The sequence below is a fragment of the Clostridioides mangenotii TR genome, from assembly GCF_000498755.1.
In the GTDB taxonomy this organism is placed as follows: Bacteria; Bacillota; Clostridia; order Peptostreptococcales; family Peptostreptococcaceae; genus Metaclostridioides; species Metaclostridioides mangenotii_A.
The window spans coordinates 42787-63874 of the sequence record NZ_AXUS01000015.1 but is presented as its reverse complement, the minus strand read 5'-3'; the positions used below and the strand labels follow the sequence as shown (position 1 = coordinate 63874).

The window sequence follows — 21088 nt, the reverse complement described above, 5'->3', positions numbered from 1 at the left end:
TTTTTATATTCTTATGAAATGACTAAATCTTATATATTTAATTTAGATTTAAATTTGAAAATGATTGTCAATTTGCTTGACATCAAAAATTTAATATGGTAAATTGAAAATGGTTTTCAAATTGGAGGGGTTATATAAGTGAAGAAATCTACAAATTATAAAACGAAGCAAAAGGAATCTATCCTGTCTTACATAAAATCACTTGATGGTAAACATGTAACAATAAATCAAATTACAGATTATTTCTTAGAAAATGATATGAAAATAGGTATGTCAACTGTATATAGATATTTAGATAAACTTGTAAATGATGGTGCGGTTAGAAAATATGTAATCGATGGCGTATCAGGTGCATGTTATCAATATGTGGATGAAGAAGATCAATTAGAGGAGCACTTTCATTTTAAATGCGATGAATGTGGAGGCCTAATCCATTTTCAGTGTGACGAATTAAATAATATACAGAAGCATTTACTAAAAAATCATGGATTTAATCTAAATTCATTAAAGACAATGTTTTATGGTAAATGCGATAAATGTTCTAATAAGAAAATATAAAATAAAAATTATGAGGAAGGAGGTTAATTACAATGAAAAATAATATTAAAATTAGAAATTCACTTGCACTTACGATGTGTATTACTTTTATTGTTATTTACCTCCTTTCATCTTTTTACATATTTGAAGAAACAAATCACAATTGTGTTGGAGATACATGTCAGATTTGCGTACATATACAAGAAGTAGAAAATGCTCTAAGACAATTAAGTACTGGTATAATGCCGATAACAGGAGTATTTCTAGTTATCGGTGCATATTTAAATCTACTATTTTATGCGAATTCATATAAGGCAACACATACGCTGATTACGTTAAAAGTTAGGTTAAATAATTAACTCATACATAAGCTTAAATACAATATTATGGAGGGTTATTATGAAAAAACTTAAAAGAAATTGTTTTCTAACTATGATTACAATTGTGTTATTTAGTTTGTTAACGGGTTGCAATAAAGAAATTGAACAATTAGATTCTAAGGGAGAAGAGCTTAATGTTTTGACTAGTATATACCCTATGTATGACTTCGCTCAAAAAATTGCTGGAAATAAAGCAACAATTATAAATATGGTTCCATCAGGGGTCGAACCCCATGATTGGGAGCCTACTGCTAAAGACATAACTAATTTAGAAAAAGCAGATTTATTTATATATAATGGAGCGGGTATGGAGCATTGGGTTGAGGACATTTTAAAAAGCACACAAAATGAAGATCTCGTTAAGCTTGAAGCATCAAAGAATATAAAATTAACTAAAGGTCACTCTCATGATAAAGAGGATGAAAATCACAGCAGCGCTAATGAATATAATGAAAATAGTATTTCTGATCCACATGTTTGGATGGATCCTAAAAATGCAAAACAGGAAATGAAAGATATAAAGGATACATTTGTTCAAGTGGATCCTACTAATAAAGAATTCTACGAAAATAATTATGCTAAATACGCTAAAGAATTAGATAAATTAGATAAAGAATATAAAGAGGTATTAACTCCGCTTTCAAACAAAGACATTGTTGTTTCTCATGAGGCATTTGGTTACCTATGCGAAGCTTATGGATTAAACCAAGTAGGAATCGAAGGAATGTCTCCTGATTCAGAGCCGGATCCAGCTAGAATGTCTGAGATTATCAAATTCGTAAAGAAAAACAAGGTAAAGGTGATTTTCTTTGAAGAATTGGTGAGTCCAAAAGTGGCAAAAACCATTGCTGATGCAACTGGTGCAAAGACAGATGTGTTAAATCCAATAGAAGGACTCAGTGCAAAGGAAACCTCAAGTGATGAAGATTATTTTTCTGTAATGCGTAAAAACTTGGAATCACTAAAATTAGCATTACAGTAGTGAAGTGGTGATATAAATGAATATTATAAGTGTTAAAAATCTAAAGTTTTCATATAGAGAAGAACAAGTTCTTTCAGATATAAATTTTGATGTATCAAAAGGAGATTTCGTTTCGATAATTGGTTCTAATGGTGCTGGAAAGAGTACATTAATTAAATTATTGTTGGGAGAGCTTTCACCAACAGAGGGCGAAATCAAACTTCTAGGACAAAATATAAAAAATTTTAATCAATGGACAAAAATAGGATATATATCACAGAGCGGATTATCCTATCAGCGTTTTTTCCCAGCTTCTGCTGAAGAAGTTGTCCGTGCCAATCTTTATTCACAAATAGGTTTATTTCGTTTCGCTAAGGAAGAACATAATCAAAAAACTAAAAATTCGTTAGAGATGGTTGGTATGCAGGGATATTCTAAAAGTTTAATAGGTAGTATGTCCGGTGGGCAAAGGCAAAAGGTTTTACTTGCAAGAGCTTTAGTGTCAAATCCAGAGGTAATGATTTTAGATGAGCCAACCACTGGGGTAGATGAAAAAAGTTCTTATTCATTTTATGAGCTATTATCAGAGCTTAATAAAAATAATCGTATGACAATCATTATGATAACACATGACATAAAGCGAACATATAATTTTGTTACAAAGACAATGTTACTTGAAGATGGCGTTTTAAAAGAGGTAAATAATTAGGATGAGCCTATTGGCGACAATTATTTTCCATCAATAGAGAGGTAGAAATTTATGGAGATATTTGAATATGTATTTATGCAAAGGGCCTTTATAGTTGGGATTTTACTAGCCATGATCATTCCGTGTATTGGGGTTATAATTGTATTGAAAAGACTATCCATGATGGGTGATGCATTATCGCATACTTCATTAGCAGGAGTAGCGGCAGGCTTGATATTGGGAATAAACCCCATTTTAGGTGCTATAGTATTTTGTATTATTGCCGCATTGGGGATTGAGTTTATTCGTAAAAAAATTCCTCAATACTCTGAAATATCTATAGCTATTATAATGTCAGCTGGCGTAGGACTAGCTGGTATACTATCCAGCTTTACTAAAAACTCGGCTAATTTTAATAGCTTCCTTTTTGGGAGTATAGTAGCTATTAGTGATTTTGAAATGTATATGGTAATTATCGTAAGTTGTGTAGTTTTAATTACCTTTATTATTTTGTATAAAGAATTATTTTTTATAACATTTGACGAACGATCTGCAAGATTAGCAGGAGTTCCAGTAAATATAACTAATTTTATTTTTACAATATTAACGGCTATTACTGTGTCTATTGCAGCTCGTACGGTCGGAGCTTTAATTGTATCCTCTATGATGGTTATACCCGTAGCTTGTGTAATGCAATTTGCAAAAAATTATAGGCAAACTGTATTGTATTCAATAATTTTTGCGGTTGTTTTTACAATTATAGGCTTATTCATATCTTATTATTTAAGATTAAAACCGGGCGGAACAATTGTTTTAATAGGTGTAATAATATTTACCTTTATTTTATTATTCAAAAGAGTTTTCTTTAAGTTGTTACGTTAATTTTAGAGAAAATGGATTGTATAAAATAAGGAGAAAAAAATGAATAGAGAAGTTTATGTTATATCGGGTTTTTTGGGTTCAGGAAAGACCACATTAATACAAAAACTATTAAGAGAATCGTTTAAGGATCAAAACATAGCATTAATTGAAAATGATTTTGGAGAAGTTAGCATGGATGCAGCACTTTTGAAAGACAATGGTTTTCTGGTTAAAGAACTGAATTCAGGTTGTATTTGTTGTACTCTTTCAGGTGATTTCGTAAAATCTCTACATGAGATTATAGATCAGTATAAACCAGATAAAATAATAATAGAACCTTCTGGTGTAAGTAAGCTGTCCGATGTTATAGATGCATGTAAAGATCCTTCAATTTGTGAATCGATTAAAATAGCAAAAAAAATAACTGTTGTAGATGCCAATAGATGTGAGATATATTTGGAGAATTTCGGGGATTTTTTTGAGGATCAGGTAAAAAATGCAGATATTATCATATTTAGTAGGTATGAAGAAAATAATAAAAAGAGCCAATCTGCTCTGAGTATTATTAATAAAATAAACACTAAGGCAGGCATTTTCACAAATTCGTGGGACGATATACAATTTGATGATTTCCTTACTAGTGCAGAGTTCAATGACTTTATAGATATTCAAGAAGATATACAGAAATGTAATTTATATGAGGATTGTAATTCTGTTGAGAATAATGATTGTCGCGATCACGGAGCGAATGAATGTTGTAGTTGCAGTCATAGTCACAATGCAAATGATGTATTTGATACAATAACCATATATTTTGAGAATAATGTAAAGTGCGAAGAAATCATAGAAAAGATAAATGAAATAGAAAAATTTAATTATGGAACTGTTTTAAGAGCAAAAGGAATCTTAAAAGAGAAAGATCACTTTGTAAATCTTCAATACTTGCCTGGAGAAGTAAAAATAGAAGAATCCGCGGTTAAAGAAAATTTTTTATCTATAATTGGGGAGAACTTAGACCGCCAAAAATTGAAAGATTTATTTAATGAGAGGATATGAGAGCAAGTTATATTCCTGTATACATCATCACAGGGTTTTTGTATTCAGGAAAGACAACATTTTTGAATCAGTTTTTTAACAGGCAAAAGATGTTACAGAAACGATTATGTATAATACAATTTGAGTCAGGTGAAGTAGGGATTGCAGATAAGCACCCAAATCATGATGTTCTTTATTTTTCCAAAAAAGAACTTGATAAAGATAAAAATTGTGTAGTTAGGCAAATAAAGGAATACTTGCTTGATAACGATATAGATGAGATATGGATAGAATGGAATGGGGTTACGTCTTTTTCAATTCTTCAATCGATGTTTTTATATGTACCATCCAAAAGCAACCCAAAAGATGAGTTTTTATGCGATTTGTGCAAGATACAGAAGGTAATTAATATAGTGGATATTGGAAAGTTCGAAGTTATAATAGGAAAAGTAGGTAGTCCGCTAATAGAGCAGATTGCAAATAGTGATATAGTTATGGCGAGAAATATAAATAAAGGGTTCACTAGCTTTAAAAGAATCATTCATAGTATCAATAAAGGTGTAAAAATTTATCCTTTAAAGTCTATTAAAAAGATTGATAAGCTTTTGTATAAAAAAAAATTTCATCCCATAAATGGATTATGTAGTTGCATATTGTTATTTATTGTATTCTATTATGTATTTAGAATGTTATTTAATACGATGTTTATTCAGGTTGATACTACGATAAATATATTTTTAGGGATATTGCTTCAGGGGTTACCTTTTTTAATGATAGGTGTAATACTGTCATCGCTAATTCAAGTTTTCATATCAAAGGAATGGTTAGAAAGAAAGTATCCTAAAAGAATTAGTACAGGCTTTTTATTTTCGATAATAGCGGGGTTCTGTTTACCTGTATGTGATTGTGCTTCTATACCTATTTTCAGAAGTATTGTGAAAAAGGGAGTGCCTATTTCTTCTGCAATAGTGTTTTTATTAGTTGCCCCTATTGTTAACCCAGTGGTAATCTTATCTACTTATGTTGCTTTTAATGGAAACATTAGAATCGTACTTGCTAGAGTTTGTATGGGGGTCATAATAGCTGTATTAGTTGGTATAGTATTTTCTGTATGGAAACCGAGAGGCGAGTTTTTATTGAGCAGTATTGATAATAATCTTTGTAGCTGTGGTTGTTTTGAGGGGATTGAGAATATCACTACGTTGTCTGATAAAATAGCATTATTCATACGTCACTCTCAGATGGAGTTTTTTAATGTGGGGAAATTCCTAATGATAGGAGCATTTATTTCATCATCTTATCAAGTATTTATTTCAAATACGTTATTGATACACAAAGATACTAATTTATACATATCTATTGTAGTTATGATGTTAATGGCGTTTTTCCTGTCACTTTGTTCTTCTTCAGATGCAACAATTGCACGGAGTTTTGCAATTAAATTGCCAGTAGGCTCTATTATAGGATTCCTTGTATTCGGACCTATGATTGATATAAAAAATATAATAATGTTGTCAAGCGGATTTTCAGCGAAATTCATAGTAAAATTAGCTTTAATAACATTCTTTATATGTTATAGTACGGTGGCTATATTCTTTAGCACTGGATTAGGAGGTTATTTACTATGAAGGGGAGAGAGTTAAACTACCAGGTTCTTATAGAAACCTCTTGTTATACTGTTTTTTTCGTTGTAATATTACACTTAGTATATACTGGCAAGTACTTGAATTATGTAACTTCTAAAATGATGCCTTATTTGATTTATATAATGGCAGTAATGCTCATATGGATTATTTTTAGCATTAGAAACTTATATAGACCACAATATAGAAAAAGAGTATACCATTGTTTTGTATTAATTTTACCTATACTACTATTTGTATTGCCTCATGGTTCAGTATCTGTAGAGAATCTCTCATCTAAGTTAATAAATGGAAATGATCTAACTAGTGGTGCTACAAATGATATGAGAGAAAATAATGGAGCACTAAAGAGTCGAGATTCAAAGAATTTATCTAAAAAAAGTAATATGGACAATGATTCAGTGGGTAGCGGAAAATATGTAACCGTAAATGTATTTGGTGAAGAAATACTACTTCATGGATATGATGAAGAAAATAAGAAGATAACAGTATCTCATAATGAATTCTCTCAGTGGTACAATGAAATATATATGGATATTGATAAATATATAGGGTTTAAAATCTCTATAAAAGGTTTTGTATATAAGGATCTAGAAATGGACGAGGACGAATTTGTTGCAGCTAGACTTATGATGACATGTTGTGCAGCAGATTTGTCGCCATGTGGTTTTGTATGTAAGTATAACAAGGGAAGTGAGCTGGAGTCTGATACATGGGTAACAGTGGAAGGAACCATAATAAAAGAAGAAAGAAATGGTATAGAAGATCCACAAATTAATGTAAATAATATATATTCCGCAGATCCAACAGAAGATTATATATATCCATATTAAAAGTAAATATTCATACAGCTTTAATTTGATTTGGGGATTATTTAAGAGATATACTAAAAATAAGAAAAGAACATAGTAATTGAAAGGATCAAGACTAATTCGGCTTTAGGTGTCGTTCCTTAAACAATAAAAATAAATTTAACCGTCTTTGAGACATCTGAATTGCCGTTCAGGTGTCTCTTTGTTTTATGTATTTTATTTTCTAATCTGAGAAAACTTATAGCAGATAACAAACTTCTTTTAGAACTTTGTTTAGAAAAAATAGCAGGTAGTAAAAAATTAATTGAGTTGTTAAGAGAAGAGGTTATTTTAAAAATTTAAGCGTATAAAAGTTGACTTTTACATCTTGTTGATTAAAAAATCTGCGTGTCGATAAAAAAATTACAAATAAAAACTAGATAGCTTTTAAGAAAAATCAACAATATCTTATCATTTACAATAAATTAAATTGAAGTAAGATATGTTTTAAATAATTTTATTGTAATTCTTTATTAAATTTTATCATAAATAACCGAATATGTTTAAATAACTACCTGAAGGAGTTTGGCAGAATAAATTTAATATATTATGCAGACATAAAATACTTGTTTTGTAATAAACATATTAAGTGGGGGCTTAAAAGTATTTTATTAGAGTTGACCTTTTGCATTTGATGAATTCATAAAAAATAGTACTGTTGTTGTTTTTATTTAATTATAGGGGGTAATTAATATGTATAGTAGCATGGATGAAATAAAAAAGGAGTTACAAGAACTTTGTAGTGAGTATTTAACGATTTTGGATGATTTAAAAGATGAGGAACTTATTTCTCAAGATACTTATGAAAAATGTTCAGCGCAAAAGGTTTCATTTCTAGAGGAATAAATAAATGCTAGTATTACTATTATTTGTGTATAAGCTAAAAAGTAGTAGTAATACTATTATTTATACAGATTTTAACTTATAATATAATAATATGATAATTAATAATAATTAAAATAAATACTTGTGAGGTGATTAGTGTGAAGGTATATAATACGTTAAGTAAGTCAAAAGAAGAATTTGTGCCGTTAGAAGAAGGAAAGGTAAAAATGTACGTTTGTGGGCCTACTGTTTACAATTTTATCCATATAGGTAACGCAAGACCTTTTATAATATTTGATACTTTTAGAAGATACCTTGAGTACAGAGGATATGATGTAACTTACGTTCAGAACTTTACAGATGTTGACGATAAAATTATAAAGAGAAGCATTGAGGAAGGGATAACTCCTACTGAAGTTGCTGATAAATATATAAAGGAATATTTTATTGATTGCGATGGTTTAGGTATAAAAAGAGCGGATGTACACCCAAGAGTGACTGAGAATATCGAGCAAATCATAGATTTTATTAAAGATTTAGAAAATAAAGGATTTGCATACGCATCAGAGGGCGATGTATACTTTGATACAAAAAAATTCAATGAATACGGAAAGCTTTCTAAGCAAAATCAAGAAGAGCTAGAAGCTGGTGCAAGAATAGAAATAAACGATAAAAAGAATAATCCAATGGACTTTGTTCTTTGGAAAGCAAAAAAAGAGAATGAACCTGGATGGGATAGTCCATGGGGAGAAGGAAGACCTGGATGGCATATAGAGTGTTCTGTGATGTCTAAGAGATACTTAGGTGAAACTATAGATGTACATGCGGGAGGTCAAGATTTAACATTCCCTCACCATGAGAACGAAATAGCTCAAAGTGAAGCTAGAAGTGGAAAGCCATTTGCTAAGTACTGGATGCACAATGGATATATAAATATAAACAATGAGAAAATGAGTAAATCTAAAGGGAATTTCTTTACAGTAAGGGATATATCTAAACTTTACGATTTAGAGATAGTTAGATTCTTTATGCTATCTGCTCACTACAGAAATCCAGTTAACTTTAGTGATGAAATGCTTAATCAAGCAAAAGCTGGACTTGAGAGACTTTACAACACTAAAAATAAACTAGAGTTTACTCTATCTAATATAACTGATGCTGTTTTAAGCGACACAGAGAGCGCATTACTGCCAGAGTTAGATAAATACAAAGCTAAATATATAGAAGCTATGGATGATGATTTAAATACTGCAGATGCTGTAAGTATAATATTTGAATTAGCAAAATTTATAAATACTCATGTAAATGAAAACTCATCAAAAGAGTTTGTAGAGAAGTCTTTAGCTTTATTTGAAGAGCTTACAAGAGTAATAAATATAGTTAATAAGAAAAAAGATGAAGTTCTAGATGATGAAATTGAAGATCTAATCAATAAAAGAACCGAAGCTAAGAAAAACAAGCAGTTTGAATTAGCGGATCAGATAAGACAAGAACTTTTAGATAAAGGTATAGTGCTTGAAGACACTAGACAAGGTGTACAGTGGAAAAGAGTATAGAAAGTATCTTAGGAAAAAGTGACCTTATAACTATGTCTCCATTAGTACTTGCTTATATTGGAGACACAGTATATGAAACATATATAAGAGATCACTTAATTAAGTGCAACAAGAATAAAAAAGTTAATGATCTTCATAAATTGGCTATAAATTATGTAAAGGCAAAGGCTCAAGCGGATATAATCCATTGTATCGAGGATGAATTAACTGAAGATGAGCATAGAATTTACAAAAGAGGAAGAAATCAAAAGTCTAATACATCTCCTAAGAATGGTGATATAATAGACTACAAACACGCAACAGGGTTTGAAGCTCTTATTGGTTATCTATATCTGGATAAACAGATGGATAGGTTACAATACCTAATTAATAAAAGTATCAATTTTATTGAAAAATAGTATAAATTATAATTTGACTTTAATAGACTGAAACAGTATAAATAGGGTCTAATTAAACAAGAAATTAAATGATATTAATAAGAAACAAAGTTATTTAAATTAGCTGTTGCATAAAACTATATGTTAATTTTTTTCATAAGCATTCGAGCAGTAATTGTTCGAATGCTTATTTAATTTACTTATTTTCAGAAAAGAGTAGTATAACTTTTAACTTACTTTTACTTGGATGTTAAATTTAAGGAGATAATCTCAGCATAATCAAGTGTATTTAAAATTCAAATTTCACAATAAATTAAATTTATTTGTTATTCAAATCTAGTAAATAAAGTCTATTTAACATTTATGTAACCTAGAGTACAGCGACAAAATCTTTGAATTAATGTATAATATAATCAATGAAAAATTCAAGTGATAAGGAATTGTTTTTCGAATAGAATAAAATTTTTATAATAAAAAACTATCACAAAACTAAAGAAGAAAGAGGGTTTCATTTTGAGTAAAACAGATAATATTTTTATAAATATGTGTAAAGATATTTTAGAAAAAGGGGTATCATCACAAGGACAAGAAGTAAGAGCAAAGTGGCTTGATGGAGCGGAAGCTCATACAGTAAAAAAATTCTGTGTTGTAAATAGATATGATTTATCTGAGGAGTTTCCTATACTTACACTTAGACCTACAAATTTAAAGGCAGCTATAGATGAACTTCTTTGGATATGGCAAAGAAAGTCTAACAATATAAAAGATTTAAACAGTAAAATATGGAATTCTTGGGCGGACGAAGAAGGAACTATAGGTAAAGCTTACGGTTATCAAATAGCGCAAAAACACAAGTACAAAGAGGGCGAATTCGATCAAATAGATAGAGTTATATACGATCTAAAAAATAACCCTTACAGTAGAAGAATAATAGTAAATATGTACAATCATGACGATCTACATGCTATGAATCTTTATCCATGTGCATACAGCATGACTTTTAATGTTACTGGGAATAAGCTTAATGCTATATTAAACCAAAGATCAAACGATGTTTTAGTAGCCAATAACTGGAATGTATCTCAGTATGCGATACTTGTTCACATGTTAGCACAAGTTACTGGATTTGAAGTTGGAGAATTTGTACATGTTATAGCAGATGCTCATATTTACGATAGACATATACCATTAGTAGAAGAACTTATTAGCAGAGAGCCATTTAAAGCCCCAAAGCTTAAAATAAATCCGGATGTTAAAGATTTCTATGATTTTAAAGTAGAAGATTTTGTTTTAGAAGGTTACGAAACTCATGAACAAATAAAGAAAATACCTGTTGCTATATAGGAGGTAGGATATATGAAGGCTATAGTAAATGTAGATAAAAACTGGGGAATAGGAAATGATGGTGATTTACTTCAGTTCATTCCAGCAGATATGAAATTTTTTAAAGAAAATACAATTGGAAATGTAGTTGTAATGGGTAGAACTACTTTTGATTCTCTTCCAGGAAAGCAACCTTTAAAAGATAGAACTAATATAGTATTAACGAAGAACAAGTCGTTTCAAAATGATGGAGTTATTGTTTTAAACTCGGTAGAAGAAGTTCTTAAAGAGGTTACAAAGTACAGTGAAGACGAAGTATACATTATTGGTGGGGAAATGATTTACAAGCAACTTTTACCTTATTGTAAAGAAGCGTATATAACTAAGAACAGCAGTGTAAATGATGCGGACAAGTTCTTCCCGAGAATAGATCAAGATTCAAATTGGGAAATGATATATGAGAGCGAAAAACAACAGCACAAAGATATAGAGTATGTTTTTACAACATATAAGAATAATAATCTATAAAATATAAATAGTTTCGATACTAGTAATTAAAAATAGGAGGTGAAGCTTTTGGCATTTGTTGAAGGTAGAAATCCCGTTATTGAGGCAATAAAAAATAATAGGGAAATAGATAAAATAATGATAGCGAATTCAGCAAAAGAGGGGTCTATCAAAAAAATAATTGGTATGGCGAAAGAAAAGAATTTAGTAATTCAATATGTAGAAAAACAAAAGCTAGATGAAATAGGTGAGAGTCATGCACACCAAGGTGTTATAGCTCAGGTAAGCGAGTACAAGTACGCTGATTTAGATGAAGTTTTACAAGATGTTAAATCAAAGGATGAAGATCCGTTCTTTATAATATTAGATGAAATAAACGATCCACATAACTTAGGATCTATAATAAGAACAGCCGACGCAGTTGGCGCACATGGAGTTATTATACCAAAGAGAAGATCAGTTCATATCACTCCAGTGGTTATAAAAGCTTCTGCTGGAGCCATTGAATACGTGCCAGTTTGTAAAGTAACCAATATAGTTAACACTATTAAAAAGCTTAAAGATGAAGGTCTGTGGATTGCAGCTGTCGATATGGATGGAGATGTTTTCTACGAACAAAATATGAAAGGACCTTTAGGGCTAGTTATTGGTAGTGAGGGCTATGGTATATCTAGGCTAGTAAAGGAAAACTGCGATTTTAAAGTTAAAATGCCGATGGTAGGAAATGTTACATCTCTGAATGCTTCGGTAGCAGGAAGTATTGTCCTTTACGAGGTGCTAAAGCAAAGAATTGGCAAATAGAACACTGAGAAAGAAAACCCAGTATTTAATAATAGATGGTTACAATATTATTAACGCATGGGAAGATTTAAGAGCGTTGGCAAGAGAAGATCTAGAAGACTCTAGAGAGAAGCTTATAGATGAAGTTATTGAGTATGCAGAATTTAGTGGATACAAGGCAATAATAGTATTTGATGCTTACAACGTAAAGAATTCTCGTGAAAAAGTAGAAAAACGAGAACATATAACAGTGGTTTATACAAAAGAACATCAAACTGCAGATAGCTATATTGAGAAATTTATCACTACGCTATCTGAGTATGATGATGTAAAAGTAGTAACAAATGATTACGCAGAGCAACAAATTATTTTGGGTAAGGGAGCAGCTAGAGTTTCCGCCCGAGAATTAAGGCTCGATATTGACAATTCTAAAGTGAAAATTAGAGAAAAAAATGTTGTATTTGGTAAAAAAATTGATCGAAATAGATTGGATGAAAGGTTAGATAAGGAAATATTGTCGAAACTTGAGAACATTCGTAAAAAGCGTTGAAATTACTGGATTCTTTAGACTATAATATAGCTATGATTGTTTATTTTGTTTTTATATGGGGGAGATATACATGTTAGTAGCAAAAGAAAAAAGTTTTGAAGAAATGAGTGCTTCACAGATTGATGATTACAACTTGGTCATAAAAGCGAGTGGAGGAGACAAGATCGCACTAGAGTACCTTATTTCTAAGTACAAGAATTTTGTAAAGGCTAAAGCAAAGTCTTATTTTTTAATCGGTGCCGATAAAGAAGATATTATACAGGAAGGAATGATAGGTCTTTACAAAGCTATCAGAGATTTTGATGGAACAAAGACAAATTCCTTTAAGTGTTTTGCCGACATTTGTATAACTAGACAGATCATCACTGCGATTAAAACAGCCACAAGACAGAAACATATACCTTTGAATTCGTACATATCACTAAACAAACCAATTTACGATGAGGAGTCAGACCGTACGCTTTTGGATATAATAACCACTAGTATGGTGACTGATCCCGAAGAACTTATTATTAGTAAAGAAGAAATAAAAAATATAGAATCAAAAATGAATGAATTACTGAGCGAATTAGAGCAAAAAGTACTAGAATTATATCTAAATGGAAAATCGTATCAGTATATCGCGGATAGACTCGATAGGGATGTGAAATCGATTGACAACGCCCTTCAGAGGGTAAAGAGAAAATTGGAAAAACATCTTGAAAACAATAATGATTAATAGTAGAATATTTACCATAAGGACTAAAATAAAGTTTTTAAATATATCAAATATAATAGGGAGGAAAGTAAAATGGCTAAATCTAAATACGAAAGAACTAAGCCCCATGTTAATATAGGAACTATAGGTCATGTTGACCATGGTAAAACTACTTTAACTGCAGCTATCACTAAAACACTACATGATAGATACAACTTAGGAGAAGCAGTAGACTTTGCGAATATAGACAAGGCTCCAGAGGAAAGAGAAAGAGGTATCACTATATCTACAACTCACGTTGAGTACGAAACACCGAACAGACACTACGCTCACGTTGACTGCCCAGGACATGCTGACTATGTTAAAAACATGATCACAGGAGCAGCTCAAATGGATGGTGCTATACTAGTTGTTTCTGCAACAGACGGTCCAATGCCTCAAACAAGAGAGCATATAGTACTTTCAAGACAAGTTGGTGTACCATACATCGTTGTATTCTTAAACAAATGCGACATGGTAGATGATGAAGAGTTGCTTGAGTTAGTTGAAATGGAAGTTAGAGACTTATTAACTGAATACGACTTCCCAGGAGACGATACTCCAATAGTTAAAGGTTCTGCTCTAATGGCTTTAGAAGACACTTCAAGCGCATGGGGAGACAGAATAATTGAATTATTTGAACAAATAGATGAGTATATACCAGCTCCTGAAAGAGATATAGATAAAGACTTTTTAATGCCAGTTGAGGATGTATTCTCTATAACAGGTAGAGGTACAGTTGCTACAGGTAGAGTTGAAAGAGGAATACTTAAAGTTCAAGATGAAGTAGATTTAGTAGGTCTTTCAGAAGCTCCAAGAAAGTTAGTTGTAACTGGAGTAGAGATGTTTAGAAAATTACTAGACCAAGCTCAAGCTGGAGATAACATAGGAGCTCTTTTAAGAGGAATCCAAAGAGATGAGATAGAAAGAGGGCAAGTTCTTTGTAAAACTGGTTCTGTGAAAGCTCACACTAAGTTTACTGCAGAAGTATACGTTCTTAAAAAAGAAGAGGGTGGAAGACATACTCCATTCTTTGATGGATACAGACCGCAATTTTACCTAAGAACAACAGATGTAACAGGTGCTTGCAAATTACCAGATGGAATAGAGATGGTTATGCCAGGAGATAACGTAACAATGGAAGTAGACTTAATCAACTCAATCGCGGTAGAAGAAGGACAAAGATTCGCGATAAGAGAAGGTGGAAGAACTGTTGCTTCAGGAGTTGTTGTTTCTATACTAGAATAATAATTTAGTAATAGTGTACTATTGACTATTTATAAGCCAATATGCTAATCAGATAATAAGGCAACTGGGTTTTTAAATATTAAGAATAGAGTCGTTGTTTAAATGCTCTGATATCCAGTGATAACAGACTTTCCAGATTATAACAAAAAATATTCAAAGAGGAGTTTTAACTCCTCTTTTTTTAATATTGAGCTTTAATTTCTGTTGACTTTCATATAAAAATGTGGTAACTTATACAAGGTAATGATTATGGAAGGTAATAATATCTTGAATTGTGTGTTTTTTTAAATGCGTAGTTTGAGGATATTATATTCAATATATATATACTATTGTATAACAAAGTGGAGGTGTGTCATGAGAGTTAAGATAACATTAGCGTGTTCAGAGTGTAAGCAAAGAAACTATAACACTACTAAAAACAAGAAAAATAACCCAGACAGAATAGAGCTACAAAAATATTGTAGATTCTGCAAAAAACATACAGCTCATAAGGAAACAAAATAGGTTTTTATAAGGATGTGAGTTTGGAGTGACTGAAGAAATAAAAAAGAAAAGATTCAGTTTGTTTAGATATCTAAAAGAAACCCGTCAAGAACTTAAAAGAGTTACATGGCCTACAGGAAAAGAATTATTTAAAAACACTGGGATAGTTTTAGCTGTAGTTGTTTCATTTACTATTATAGTTTGGGGGCTAGATACTGGTTTATCATGGCTTCTATCACTTATAGTAAAATAGTCGAAAAGAGGTGGACAAAATGTCAGAGTTACAAAAAGAAAGTTGGTATGTAGTTCATACTTATTCGGGACATGAAAACAAAGTCAAAGCAACTATCGAAAAGGCTGTTAAGACAAGGGGAATGGAAGATTGCATCACACAAGTAGTTGTTCCCACTGAAGATGTAGTTGAAACTACAAAAACTGGAAAAGAAAAAATTAGACAACGTAAAGTATACCCGAGCTATGTATTAGTCAAAATGGTAATAACTGATGAATCATGGTATGTTGTTAGAAATACAAAAGGTGTTACTGGATTCGTTGGTCCAGGATCTAAGCCAGTTCCGCTAAGTGAGGAAGAGGTTAGATCAATGGGAATAGATATCAATACTCCTAAGATAGTGGATGGAGAGATTGATTTAGAAATTGGAGATACAATAAGAATTGCCTCAGGGCCTTTTAAGGGACAAATTGGAAATGTTGAAGACATTAATATAGAGAAAAAAGAAGTTAAAGTATCTATTAATGCATTTGGTAAGCAAACACCATTTACAATGGATGTTGAAGGTATAGAGAAAATCTAATACTTATTTTATAGAGAGATTTAGAGGAGGTGCGCTAAAATGGCTAAAAAAGTTATAGGTCAAATTAAATTACAAATACCTGCAGGAAAGGCTACACCAGCACCACCAGTTGGACCAGCATTAGGGCAACATGGTGTTAATATAATGGGATTCACAAAGGAATTCAATGCTAAAACTGCAGATCAAGCTGGTATGATAATACCAGTTGTTATAACTGTGTATCAAGATAGATCATTCAGTTTTATAACAAAAACTCCACCAGCAGCAGTGCTAATAAAGAAAGCATTAAACTTAAAAACTGCATCTGGGGAACCAAACAAGAAGAAAGTTGCTAAAATAACTCAAGCTCAACTTAAAGAGATTGCTGAGTTAAAAATGCCTGACTTAAATGCTGCATCAGTAGAAGCTGCTATGAGAATGGTTGCTGGAACTGCTAGAAGCATGGGTGTTGAAGTAATAGACTAATATTAAATGATATTATATAATTAATATTAAAGATTTCGCTTTAAATCAGTGGGAGGTTTTAAAAAACCGAATATTAACCACAAGGAGGAAAATAAAATGGCAAAAAAAGGTAAAAGATATTCAGGAGCTTTAGAAAAAGTAGATAGACAAAAATTCTATGATGCTTCAGAAGCGTTAACTTTAGTTACTGATATAGCAGGAGCTAAATTTGATGAGACTGTTGAAGCTCATATTAAATTAGGTGTTGACTCAAGACACGCAGACCAACAAGTAAGAGGTGCTGTTGTGCTTCCACACGGTACTGGTAAAACTAAAAAAGTTTTAGTTTTTGCTAAAGGTGAAAAAGCTAAAGAAGCTCAAGAAGCTGGAGCAGACTTTGTAGGAGCTGAAGAATTAGTTCAAAAAATACAAGGTGAAGGTTGGTTTGATTTTGATATAGTTGTTGCTACTCCAGACATGATGGGTGTAGTTGGTAGATTAGGTAGAGTACTTGGACCAAAAGGTTTAATGCCAAACCCTAAATCAGGAACTGTTACATTTGATGTAGCTAAAGCTATAGATGAAATAAAAGCTGGTAAAGTTGAATACAGATTAGACAAAACTAACATAATACACGTTCCAATAGGAAAAGTATCATTTGGTGGAGAAAAATTAAAAGAAAACTATGCTGCTCTTATGGATGCAATAGTAAAAGCTAAGCCATCAGCTGCAAAAGGTCAATATTTAAGAAGTGTTACAGTAACTTCTACAATGGGACCTGGAGTAAAGGTAAATACTACTAAATCAGCAGAGTAATTAATGCTTGACGACGCTTGTCAAAAGTGTTAATATAATATTTGTCAATCAAATATAGAATAGATTTACCGTAGACAGTGGGTGCATTAGCTTAATTTCCCACCGAGGTTTTTAGATAAATTATTATGCTAAAGCTTTTGGTGTCTACAATGACAACAAAAGCTTTTTCGGTTTTACGGTGAAAACTAGTCTCAAATTGATAAAGGAGGTGCACGTTTATATGAATAAAGCTATAGAAGTTAAATCAGGTGTTGTAGCTGAGATAGTTGAAAAACTTAACAAAGCTACATCTACAATAGTTGTTGACTACAGAGGGTTAACAGTTGAAGAGGTAACTGAGCTTAGAAAGCAAATGAGAGAAGCTGGTATAGACTACAAAGTATACAAAAATACTTTAGTAAGAAGAGCAGCACAAGAAGTTGGAATAAATGAGTTTAATGATGAATTATTAGTTGGTGCTAATGCAATAGCATTTGGATATGAAGATCCAGTTGCTCCAGCTAGAATATTAAAAAACTTTATAGATAACCATCCTAAATTGGAATTAAAAATGGGTGTTGTTGAAGGTGAATTCTACAATGAGTCTCAAATTGAAGCTCTTGCAAGTATACCATCAAGAGAAGTTCTTATCGCAAAATTACTTGGCAGCTTAAAAGCTCCAGTTTCAAACTTTGCATACTTAGTAGATGCAATAGCAAAAAAAGCAGAAGAACAAGAAGCTTAATAGCAAGTTAAAAAATAAAGAATAAATAAAAGAAAATAATTTCGGAGGTGCGAAAAATGACAATAGAACAAATATTAGAAGCTATAGAGAACATGAAAGTTTTAGAATTAAATGAATTAGTTAAAGCTGCAGAAGAAAAATTCGGTGTATCTGCATCTGCTCCAGTAATGGTAGCTGGTGATGCTGGTGCTGCTGCTGGTGCTGCAGAGCAAACTGAGTTCGATGTTATATTAGCAGAAATTGGAGCTTCAAAAGTTGGAGTTATCAAAGCTGTTAGAGAAGTAACTGGACTAGGATTAAAAGAAGCTAAAGAATTAGTTGACAATGCTCCTAAAGCAGTAAAAGAAGCTGCTACTAAAGAAGAGTCTGATGAAATAAAAGAAAAATTAGAAGCTGCTGGAGCTAAAGTAGAAGTTAAGTAATTTTACTTAAACAACTTTACTTAAACAGTATATAGAGGTTGTCCCAAAACTGATTGATAAAATCGGTTTTGAGACAACCTCTTTTAATTTTGTATTTTTCTTGAAATTTTTGATTATTATTTATTCTTATATCTCCAATGTCGTATTGATTTTAGCTTTAAAAATTAATATACAGTAATTATACCACTTCCATGTAATGTACCTGGAACTTTTACGGATGTAGTCCAAGAGATTGTATAGTTAATCCCTCTAGCCAATGATTGAGTAAGTAAAGTAAGCAGATTAGGCGGATCAGATAGATATGAAGCAGCAACTATCATAAGAGAAGAAGCAAGAGCTTTAAATGGTAACAAGGACGATTTAATACTAGTAGATATTAATAATTTAATTAGACAGTATATTTATTCGGTTAGTTTAAATTATACTATATTGATGTGATAGAAGGATAGTTTAAAATGAAAAATAATTGACACCTCAATAAATTAATGGTAAAATAGTTGGGTATGAGACTAAATATGTCTCATTTCTCTGCTCTAAATAAATTTTAGAGCCGTTAGTCCAAAGGGAGGTGAAATAAGTGAGAGATTATGAATTAATTTATGTAGTAAAGTCAAACTCTGAAGAAGAGGTAAAAGAGACTGTACTTAACAAAGTTAAAGACGTTATAGGAACTGATGGTGAAGTTGTTAAAATTGATACTTGGGGAAATAAGAAATTAGCTTACCCAATACAAAAACTTACTGAAGGTTACTATGTATTAGTTAACTTTAAATCAGGTGTTGATGTTCCTAAAGAAATCGACAGAAACTTAAAGATAAACGAAAACGTAATAAGACATATGATAGTTGTTGCTTAATAGCTAGTTTTATTATGAATAGGTGGTGTTTTTATGAATAACGTGACCTTAGTTGGAAGACTTACGAGAGACCCTGAGTTGAGATATATCCCAGGAACAGGAACACCAGTAGCCACTTTCACAATTGCAATAGATAGAGACTTTGTAAAGAAAGATGGTTCTAGAGATACAGATTTTATACCTATAGAAGTTATGGGAAAAGCTGCAGAATTCTGCGCTAACTATATTACTAAGGGAAGACTAGTATCGCTACAAGGTTCAATAAGGGTTGATAATTATCAAAACCAATCAGGCGAAAAAAGAACTTTTACTAAAGTAAGTACTAGATCTGTACAAGCTTTAGATAGTAATAAAAATAAATCTGAGAATTCATTCGGAGATGATTCTCAAAAGTTTGAGCCTAGCTTTGAGCCACAGGGACTTGATCCTCAAGGTTTCCAAGCTATAGACGATGACGACATACCATTCTAAAAAAGAGTTTTAGATGGACCATTTTTAATAGAAAAGGAGGAAACCAGTCATGATGAATAAAAAAAGACGTAAGAAAAAAAGAGTTTGTCAGTTCTGTGCTGATAAAAACGCTAAAATAGATTACAAAAATTCTCAAAGATTGACTAAGTATATAACTGAAAGAGGTAAAATATTACCAAGAAGAATTTCAGGAACATGTGCTAAGCACCAAAGAGAGTTAACTGTAGCAATAAAAAGATCTAGAAACATAGCTCTTTTACCATATACATTAGACTAAGAGGATGGGCAATCGCCCATCTTTTTTTATATAATAAAGGTTTGTTGTATAGTTGACTCAAATTTCGTATTTAAAATAGTTTTCTGTATGATGCGAAAAAACTATATAAATAAAAAAGAGTACTCTGCATTGAGAATACTCAGTTTTGATCGTAGAAATATTAAAGCCGAAAATATTGAATATTTTATTTAGCTTCTGGATATTTTAAATCTTCTTCAGTTATGTCTTTAATTTTATCATAGTAATTTCTTAAATCTTCCTTGGCAAGATCTACATTGAGATTAGCGTAATTACCACATTCTATTTCGCTCATACCAGGCATCTCACCTTGATATGATATAATATCTTCAATCACTTTTTTTATTAGATTTATTACTTTAGCATGGTTTGCATTTCTTACAAGTAAGTAGTACCCTGTTTGGCATCCCATAGGGCCAAAATAGATTACATCATCCTTTAATTCAGAATTTCTTACAAATGTAGCAAATAAATGTTCAGCTGAATGCATTACAGAATTGCTCATTAAGTCATTTGTATTTGGTTTACGTGTTCTTAAATCGTATGTTGTAATATCGCCATCAATACGAGAGATATATACACCGGGATCTATATATCTGTGGTCAACAACGAAACTAGCTATTTTTTCCATTTTATATTCTCCTATCTTAAAATGCTAAGATTTATTTTGTATTATAAATATTATATTTTTTAATTTATTTTAATATTAGCATATATCTAATTTCAAGACAACTCCAATACATAAAGCTATAATTAAGGTATTTTTTATTTTAGAAAGATTGTCTTGGAGCAAAACAACATTTTAATTGGACTATCAAATCTCTATCACGTAAGAATATATTTAATTAAATTTAAAATAGAGTCTTTTTTTGTCATAAATTAACTTAAATTTATTTACCTAAAA

The 21088-nt window shown here is 31.2% G+C and carries 29 protein-coding genes and 1 other annotated feature; of the genes, 27 read left to right on the top strand and 2 right to left on the bottom strand.

Annotated elements, in window-relative coordinates; genetic code table 11:
- Positions 1–138: 138 nt before the first annotated feature.
- The 24 genes from T473_RS0109100 (at position 139) to rplL (ending at position 18562) form a co-directional block, all read left to right on the top strand.
- Complete coding sequence (locus tag T473_RS0109100; protein ID WP_024621629.1) at positions 139–558, top strand: Fur family transcriptional regulator; 420 nt, start codon at positions 139–141, stop codon at positions 556–558.
- A gap of 32 nt (positions 559–590) precedes the next feature.
- Positions 591–896, top strand: coding sequence for a hypothetical protein (locus tag T473_RS17265; RefSeq protein WP_024621628.1), 306 nt, complete (start codon positions 591–593; stop codon positions 894–896).
- Between the two features lie 40 nt (positions 897–936).
- Entirely contained in the window at positions 937–1899 is a 963-nt protein-coding gene (locus T473_RS0109090; RefSeq protein ID WP_029791673.1) for a metal ABC transporter substrate-binding protein, read from the top strand.
- 16 nt (positions 1900–1915) lie between these two features.
- On the top strand, positions 1916–2587 hold the full coding sequence (locus T473_RS0109085) for a metal ABC transporter ATP-binding protein (protein ID WP_024621626.1): 672 nt from the start codon (positions 1916–1918) through the stop codon (positions 2585–2587).
- A 51-nt stretch (positions 2588–2638) separates the two neighbouring features.
- The gene (locus T473_RS0109080) at positions 2639–3448 is read left to right on the top strand and encodes a metal ABC transporter permease (protein WP_024621625.1); all 810 of its coding nucleotides are present in this window, start codon (positions 2639–2641) and stop codon (positions 3446–3448) included.
- A gap of 39 nt (positions 3449–3487) precedes the next feature.
- On the top strand, positions 3488–4483 hold the full coding sequence (locus T473_RS0109075; protein ID WP_024621624.1) for a CobW family GTP-binding protein: 996 nt from the start codon (positions 3488–3490) through the stop codon (positions 4481–4483).
- Positions 4480–6090, top strand: a complete 1611-nt coding sequence (locus T473_RS0109070) for a permease (protein WP_029791671.1) — start codon at positions 4480–4482, stop codon at positions 6088–6090. Before T473_RS0109075 ends, T473_RS0109070 begins: the two co-directional genes overlap by 4 nt.
- On the top strand, positions 6087–6938 hold the full coding sequence (locus T473_RS0109065) for a TIGR03943 family putative permease subunit (RefSeq protein ID WP_024621622.1): 852 nt from the start codon (positions 6087–6089) through the stop codon (positions 6936–6938). The genes T473_RS0109070 and T473_RS0109065 overlap by 4 nt, the downstream gene beginning before the upstream one ends.
- Positions 6939–7649: 711 nt before the next feature.
- Positions 7650–7802, top strand: a complete 153-nt coding sequence (locus T473_RS18860) for a hypothetical protein (protein ID WP_200865886.1) — start codon at positions 7650–7652, stop codon at positions 7800–7802.
- Positions 7803–7939: 137 nt separating this feature from the next.
- Positions 7940–9337, top strand: a complete 1398-nt coding sequence (cysS, locus tag T473_RS0109055; RefSeq protein WP_024621621.1) for a cysteine--tRNA ligase — start codon at positions 7940–7942, stop codon at positions 9335–9337.
- A gap of 32 nt (positions 9338–9369) precedes the next feature.
- Complete coding sequence (locus tag T473_RS0109050) at positions 9370–9735, top strand: Mini-ribonuclease 3 (protein ID WP_051365897.1); 366 nt, start codon at positions 9370–9372, stop codon at positions 9733–9735.
- A 492-nt stretch (positions 9736–10227) separates the two neighbouring features.
- Entirely contained in the window at positions 10228–11058 is an 831-nt protein-coding gene (gene thyA, locus T473_RS0109045; protein ID WP_024621619.1) for a thymidylate synthase, read from the top strand.
- A gap of 12 nt (positions 11059–11070) precedes the next feature.
- A complete protein-coding gene (locus T473_RS0109040) occupies positions 11071–11565 on the top strand; it encodes a dihydrofolate reductase (RefSeq protein ID WP_024621618.1) in 495 nt (164 codons plus the stop codon).
- Positions 11566–11613: 48 nt separating this feature from the next.
- Positions 11614–12345, top strand: a complete 732-nt coding sequence (gene rlmB, locus T473_RS0109035; RefSeq protein WP_024621617.1) for a 23S rRNA (guanosine(2251)-2'-O)-methyltransferase RlmB — start codon at positions 11614–11616, stop codon at positions 12343–12345.
- A complete protein-coding gene (locus T473_RS0109030; RefSeq protein WP_242825901.1) occupies positions 12335–12874 on the top strand; it encodes an NYN domain-containing protein in 540 nt (179 codons plus the stop codon). The genes rlmB and T473_RS0109030 overlap by 11 nt, the downstream gene beginning before the upstream one ends.
- A gap of 70 nt (positions 12875–12944) precedes the next feature.
- Positions 12945–13592, top strand: coding sequence for an RNA polymerase sporulation sigma factor SigH (gene sigH / locus T473_RS0109025; protein ID WP_024621615.1), 648 nt, complete (start codon positions 12945–12947; stop codon positions 13590–13592).
- Positions 13593–13664: 72 nt separating this feature from the next.
- Positions 13665–14858 (top strand): elongation factor Tu, encoded by a 1194-nt coding sequence (gene tuf / locus T473_RS0109020; protein WP_024621614.1) that lies wholly within the window; start codon positions 13665–13667, stop codon positions 14856–14858.
- Positions 14859–15212: 354 nt separating this feature from the next.
- A complete protein-coding gene (gene rpmG / locus T473_RS0109015) occupies positions 15213–15362 on the top strand; it encodes a 50S ribosomal protein L33 (protein WP_024621613.1) in 150 nt (49 codons plus the stop codon).
- A gap of 25 nt (positions 15363–15387) precedes the next feature.
- Positions 15388–15594, top strand: coding sequence for a preprotein translocase subunit SecE (gene secE, locus T473_RS0109010; RefSeq protein WP_024621612.1), 207 nt, complete (start codon positions 15388–15390; stop codon positions 15592–15594).
- A 19-nt stretch (positions 15595–15613) separates the two neighbouring features.
- Entirely contained in the window at positions 15614–16156 is a 543-nt protein-coding gene (gene nusG / locus T473_RS0109005; protein ID WP_024621611.1) for a transcription termination/antitermination protein NusG, read from the top strand.
- A gap of 39 nt (positions 16157–16195) precedes the next feature.
- On the top strand, positions 16196–16621 hold the full coding sequence (rplK, locus tag T473_RS0109000) for a 50S ribosomal protein L11 (RefSeq protein ID WP_024621610.1): 426 nt from the start codon (positions 16196–16198) through the stop codon (positions 16619–16621).
- Positions 16622–16717: 96 nt separating this feature from the next.
- Positions 16718–17416, top strand: coding sequence for a 50S ribosomal protein L1 (rplA, locus tag T473_RS0108995; RefSeq protein ID WP_024621609.1), 699 nt, complete (start codon positions 16718–16720; stop codon positions 17414–17416).
- 50 nt (positions 17417–17466) lie between these two features.
- Positions 17467–17594: a sequence feature (ribosomal protein L10 leader region), on the top strand.
- A 42-nt stretch (positions 17595–17636) separates the two neighbouring features.
- Complete coding sequence (gene rplJ, locus T473_RS0108990) at positions 17637–18140, top strand: 50S ribosomal protein L10 (protein WP_024621608.1); 504 nt, start codon at positions 17637–17639, stop codon at positions 18138–18140.
- A 56-nt stretch (positions 18141–18196) separates the two neighbouring features.
- Positions 18197–18562 (top strand): 50S ribosomal protein L7/L12, encoded by a 366-nt coding sequence (gene rplL, locus T473_RS0108985; RefSeq protein WP_024621607.1) that lies wholly within the window; start codon positions 18197–18199, stop codon positions 18560–18562.
- Between the two features lie 164 nt (positions 18563–18726).
- Here rplL and T473_RS18295 read toward each other — a convergent pair whose 3' ends face one another.
- Positions 18727–18915, bottom strand: coding sequence for a hypothetical protein (locus T473_RS18295; protein WP_152522284.1), 189 nt, complete (start codon positions 18913–18915; stop codon positions 18727–18729).
- 224 nt (positions 18916–19139) lie between these two features.
- On the opposite strand from T473_RS18295, the gene rpsF reads away from it, so the two are divergent.
- From rpsF to rpsR, 3 genes are read left to right on the top strand one after another with little or no spacing between them, the layout of a single operon-like run.
- Positions 19140–19418, top strand: a complete 279-nt coding sequence (rpsF, locus tag T473_RS0108980; RefSeq protein ID WP_024621606.1) for a 30S ribosomal protein S6 — start codon at positions 19140–19142, stop codon at positions 19416–19418.
- Between the two features lie 33 nt (positions 19419–19451).
- The gene (locus tag T473_RS0108975) at positions 19452–19889 is read left to right on the top strand and encodes a single-stranded DNA-binding protein (RefSeq protein WP_024621605.1); all 438 of its coding nucleotides are present in this window, start codon (positions 19452–19454) and stop codon (positions 19887–19889) included.
- Between the two features lie 49 nt (positions 19890–19938).
- Positions 19939–20166 (top strand): 30S ribosomal protein S18, encoded by a 228-nt coding sequence (gene rpsR, locus T473_RS0108970; RefSeq protein ID WP_024621604.1) that lies wholly within the window; start codon positions 19939–19941, stop codon positions 20164–20166.
- 184 nt (positions 20167–20350) lie between these two features.
- On the opposite strand, the gene T473_RS0108965 is transcribed toward rpsR, so the two are convergent.
- Positions 20351–20815 (bottom strand): S-ribosylhomocysteine lyase, encoded by a 465-nt coding sequence (locus tag T473_RS0108965; protein ID WP_024621603.1) that lies wholly within the window; start codon positions 20813–20815, stop codon positions 20351–20353.
- Positions 20816–21088 lie beyond the last annotated feature (273 nt).

Bases quoted from the DNA above. Each gene is read 5' to 3' on its own strand.
- T473_RS17265 (WP_024621628.1), top strand. From the start codon at position 591: ATGAAAAATAATATTAAAATTAGAAATTCACTTGCACTTACGATGTGT.
- T473_RS0109090 (WP_029791673.1), top strand. From the start codon at position 937: ATGAAAAAACTTAAAAGAAATTGTTTTCTAACTATGATTACAATTGTG.
- T473_RS0109085 (WP_024621626.1), top strand. From the start codon at position 1,916: ATGAATATTATAAGTGTTAAAAATCTAAAGTTTTCATATAGAGAAGAA.
- T473_RS0109080 (WP_024621625.1), top strand. From the start codon at position 2,639: ATGGAGATATTTGAATATGTATTTATGCAAAGGGCCTTTATAGTTGGG.
- T473_RS0109075 (WP_024621624.1), top strand. From the start codon at position 3,488: ATGAATAGAGAAGTTTATGTTATATCGGGTTTTTTGGGTTCAGGAAAG.
- T473_RS0109070 (WP_029791671.1), top strand. From the start codon at position 4,480: ATGAGAGCAAGTTATATTCCTGTATACATCATCACAGGGTTTTTGTAT.
- T473_RS0109065 (WP_024621622.1), top strand. From the start codon at position 6,087: ATGAAGGGGAGAGAGTTAAACTACCAGGTTCTTATAGAAACCTCTTGT.
- T473_RS18860 (WP_200865886.1), top strand. From the start codon at position 7,650: ATGTATAGTAGCATGGATGAAATAAAAAAGGAGTTACAAGAACTTTGT.
- T473_RS0109050 (WP_051365897.1), top strand. From the start codon at position 9,370: ATGTCTCCATTAGTACTTGCTTATATTGGAGACACAGTATATGAAACA.
- T473_RS0109040 (WP_024621618.1), top strand. From the start codon at position 11,071: ATGAAGGCTATAGTAAATGTAGATAAAAACTGGGGAATAGGAAATGAT.
- sigH (WP_024621615.1), top strand. From the start codon at position 12,945: ATGTTAGTAGCAAAAGAAAAAAGTTTTGAAGAAATGAGTGCTTCACAG.
- tuf (WP_024621614.1), top strand. From the start codon at position 13,665: ATGGCTAAATCTAAATACGAAAGAACTAAGCCCCATGTTAATATAGGA.
- rpmG (WP_024621613.1), top strand. From the start codon at position 15,213: ATGAGAGTTAAGATAACATTAGCGTGTTCAGAGTGTAAGCAAAGAAAC.
- nusG (WP_024621611.1), top strand. From the start codon at position 15,614: ATGTCAGAGTTACAAAAAGAAAGTTGGTATGTAGTTCATACTTATTCG.
- rplK (WP_024621610.1), top strand. From the start codon at position 16,196: ATGGCTAAAAAAGTTATAGGTCAAATTAAATTACAAATACCTGCAGGA.
- rplA (WP_024621609.1), top strand. From the start codon at position 16,718: ATGGCAAAAAAAGGTAAAAGATATTCAGGAGCTTTAGAAAAAGTAGAT.
- rplJ (WP_024621608.1), top strand. From the start codon at position 17,637: ATGAATAAAGCTATAGAAGTTAAATCAGGTGTTGTAGCTGAGATAGTT.
- rplL (WP_024621607.1), top strand. From the start codon at position 18,197: ATGACAATAGAACAAATATTAGAAGCTATAGAGAACATGAAAGTTTTA.
- T473_RS0108975 (WP_024621605.1), top strand. From the start codon at position 19,452: ATGAATAACGTGACCTTAGTTGGAAGACTTACGAGAGACCCTGAGTTG.
- rpsR (WP_024621604.1), top strand. From the start codon at position 19,939: ATGATGAATAAAAAAAGACGTAAGAAAAAAAGAGTTTGTCAGTTCTGT.
- T473_RS0108965 (WP_024621603.1), bottom strand. From the start codon at position 20,815: ATGGAAAAAATAGCTAGTTTCGTTGTTGACCACAGATATATAGATCCC.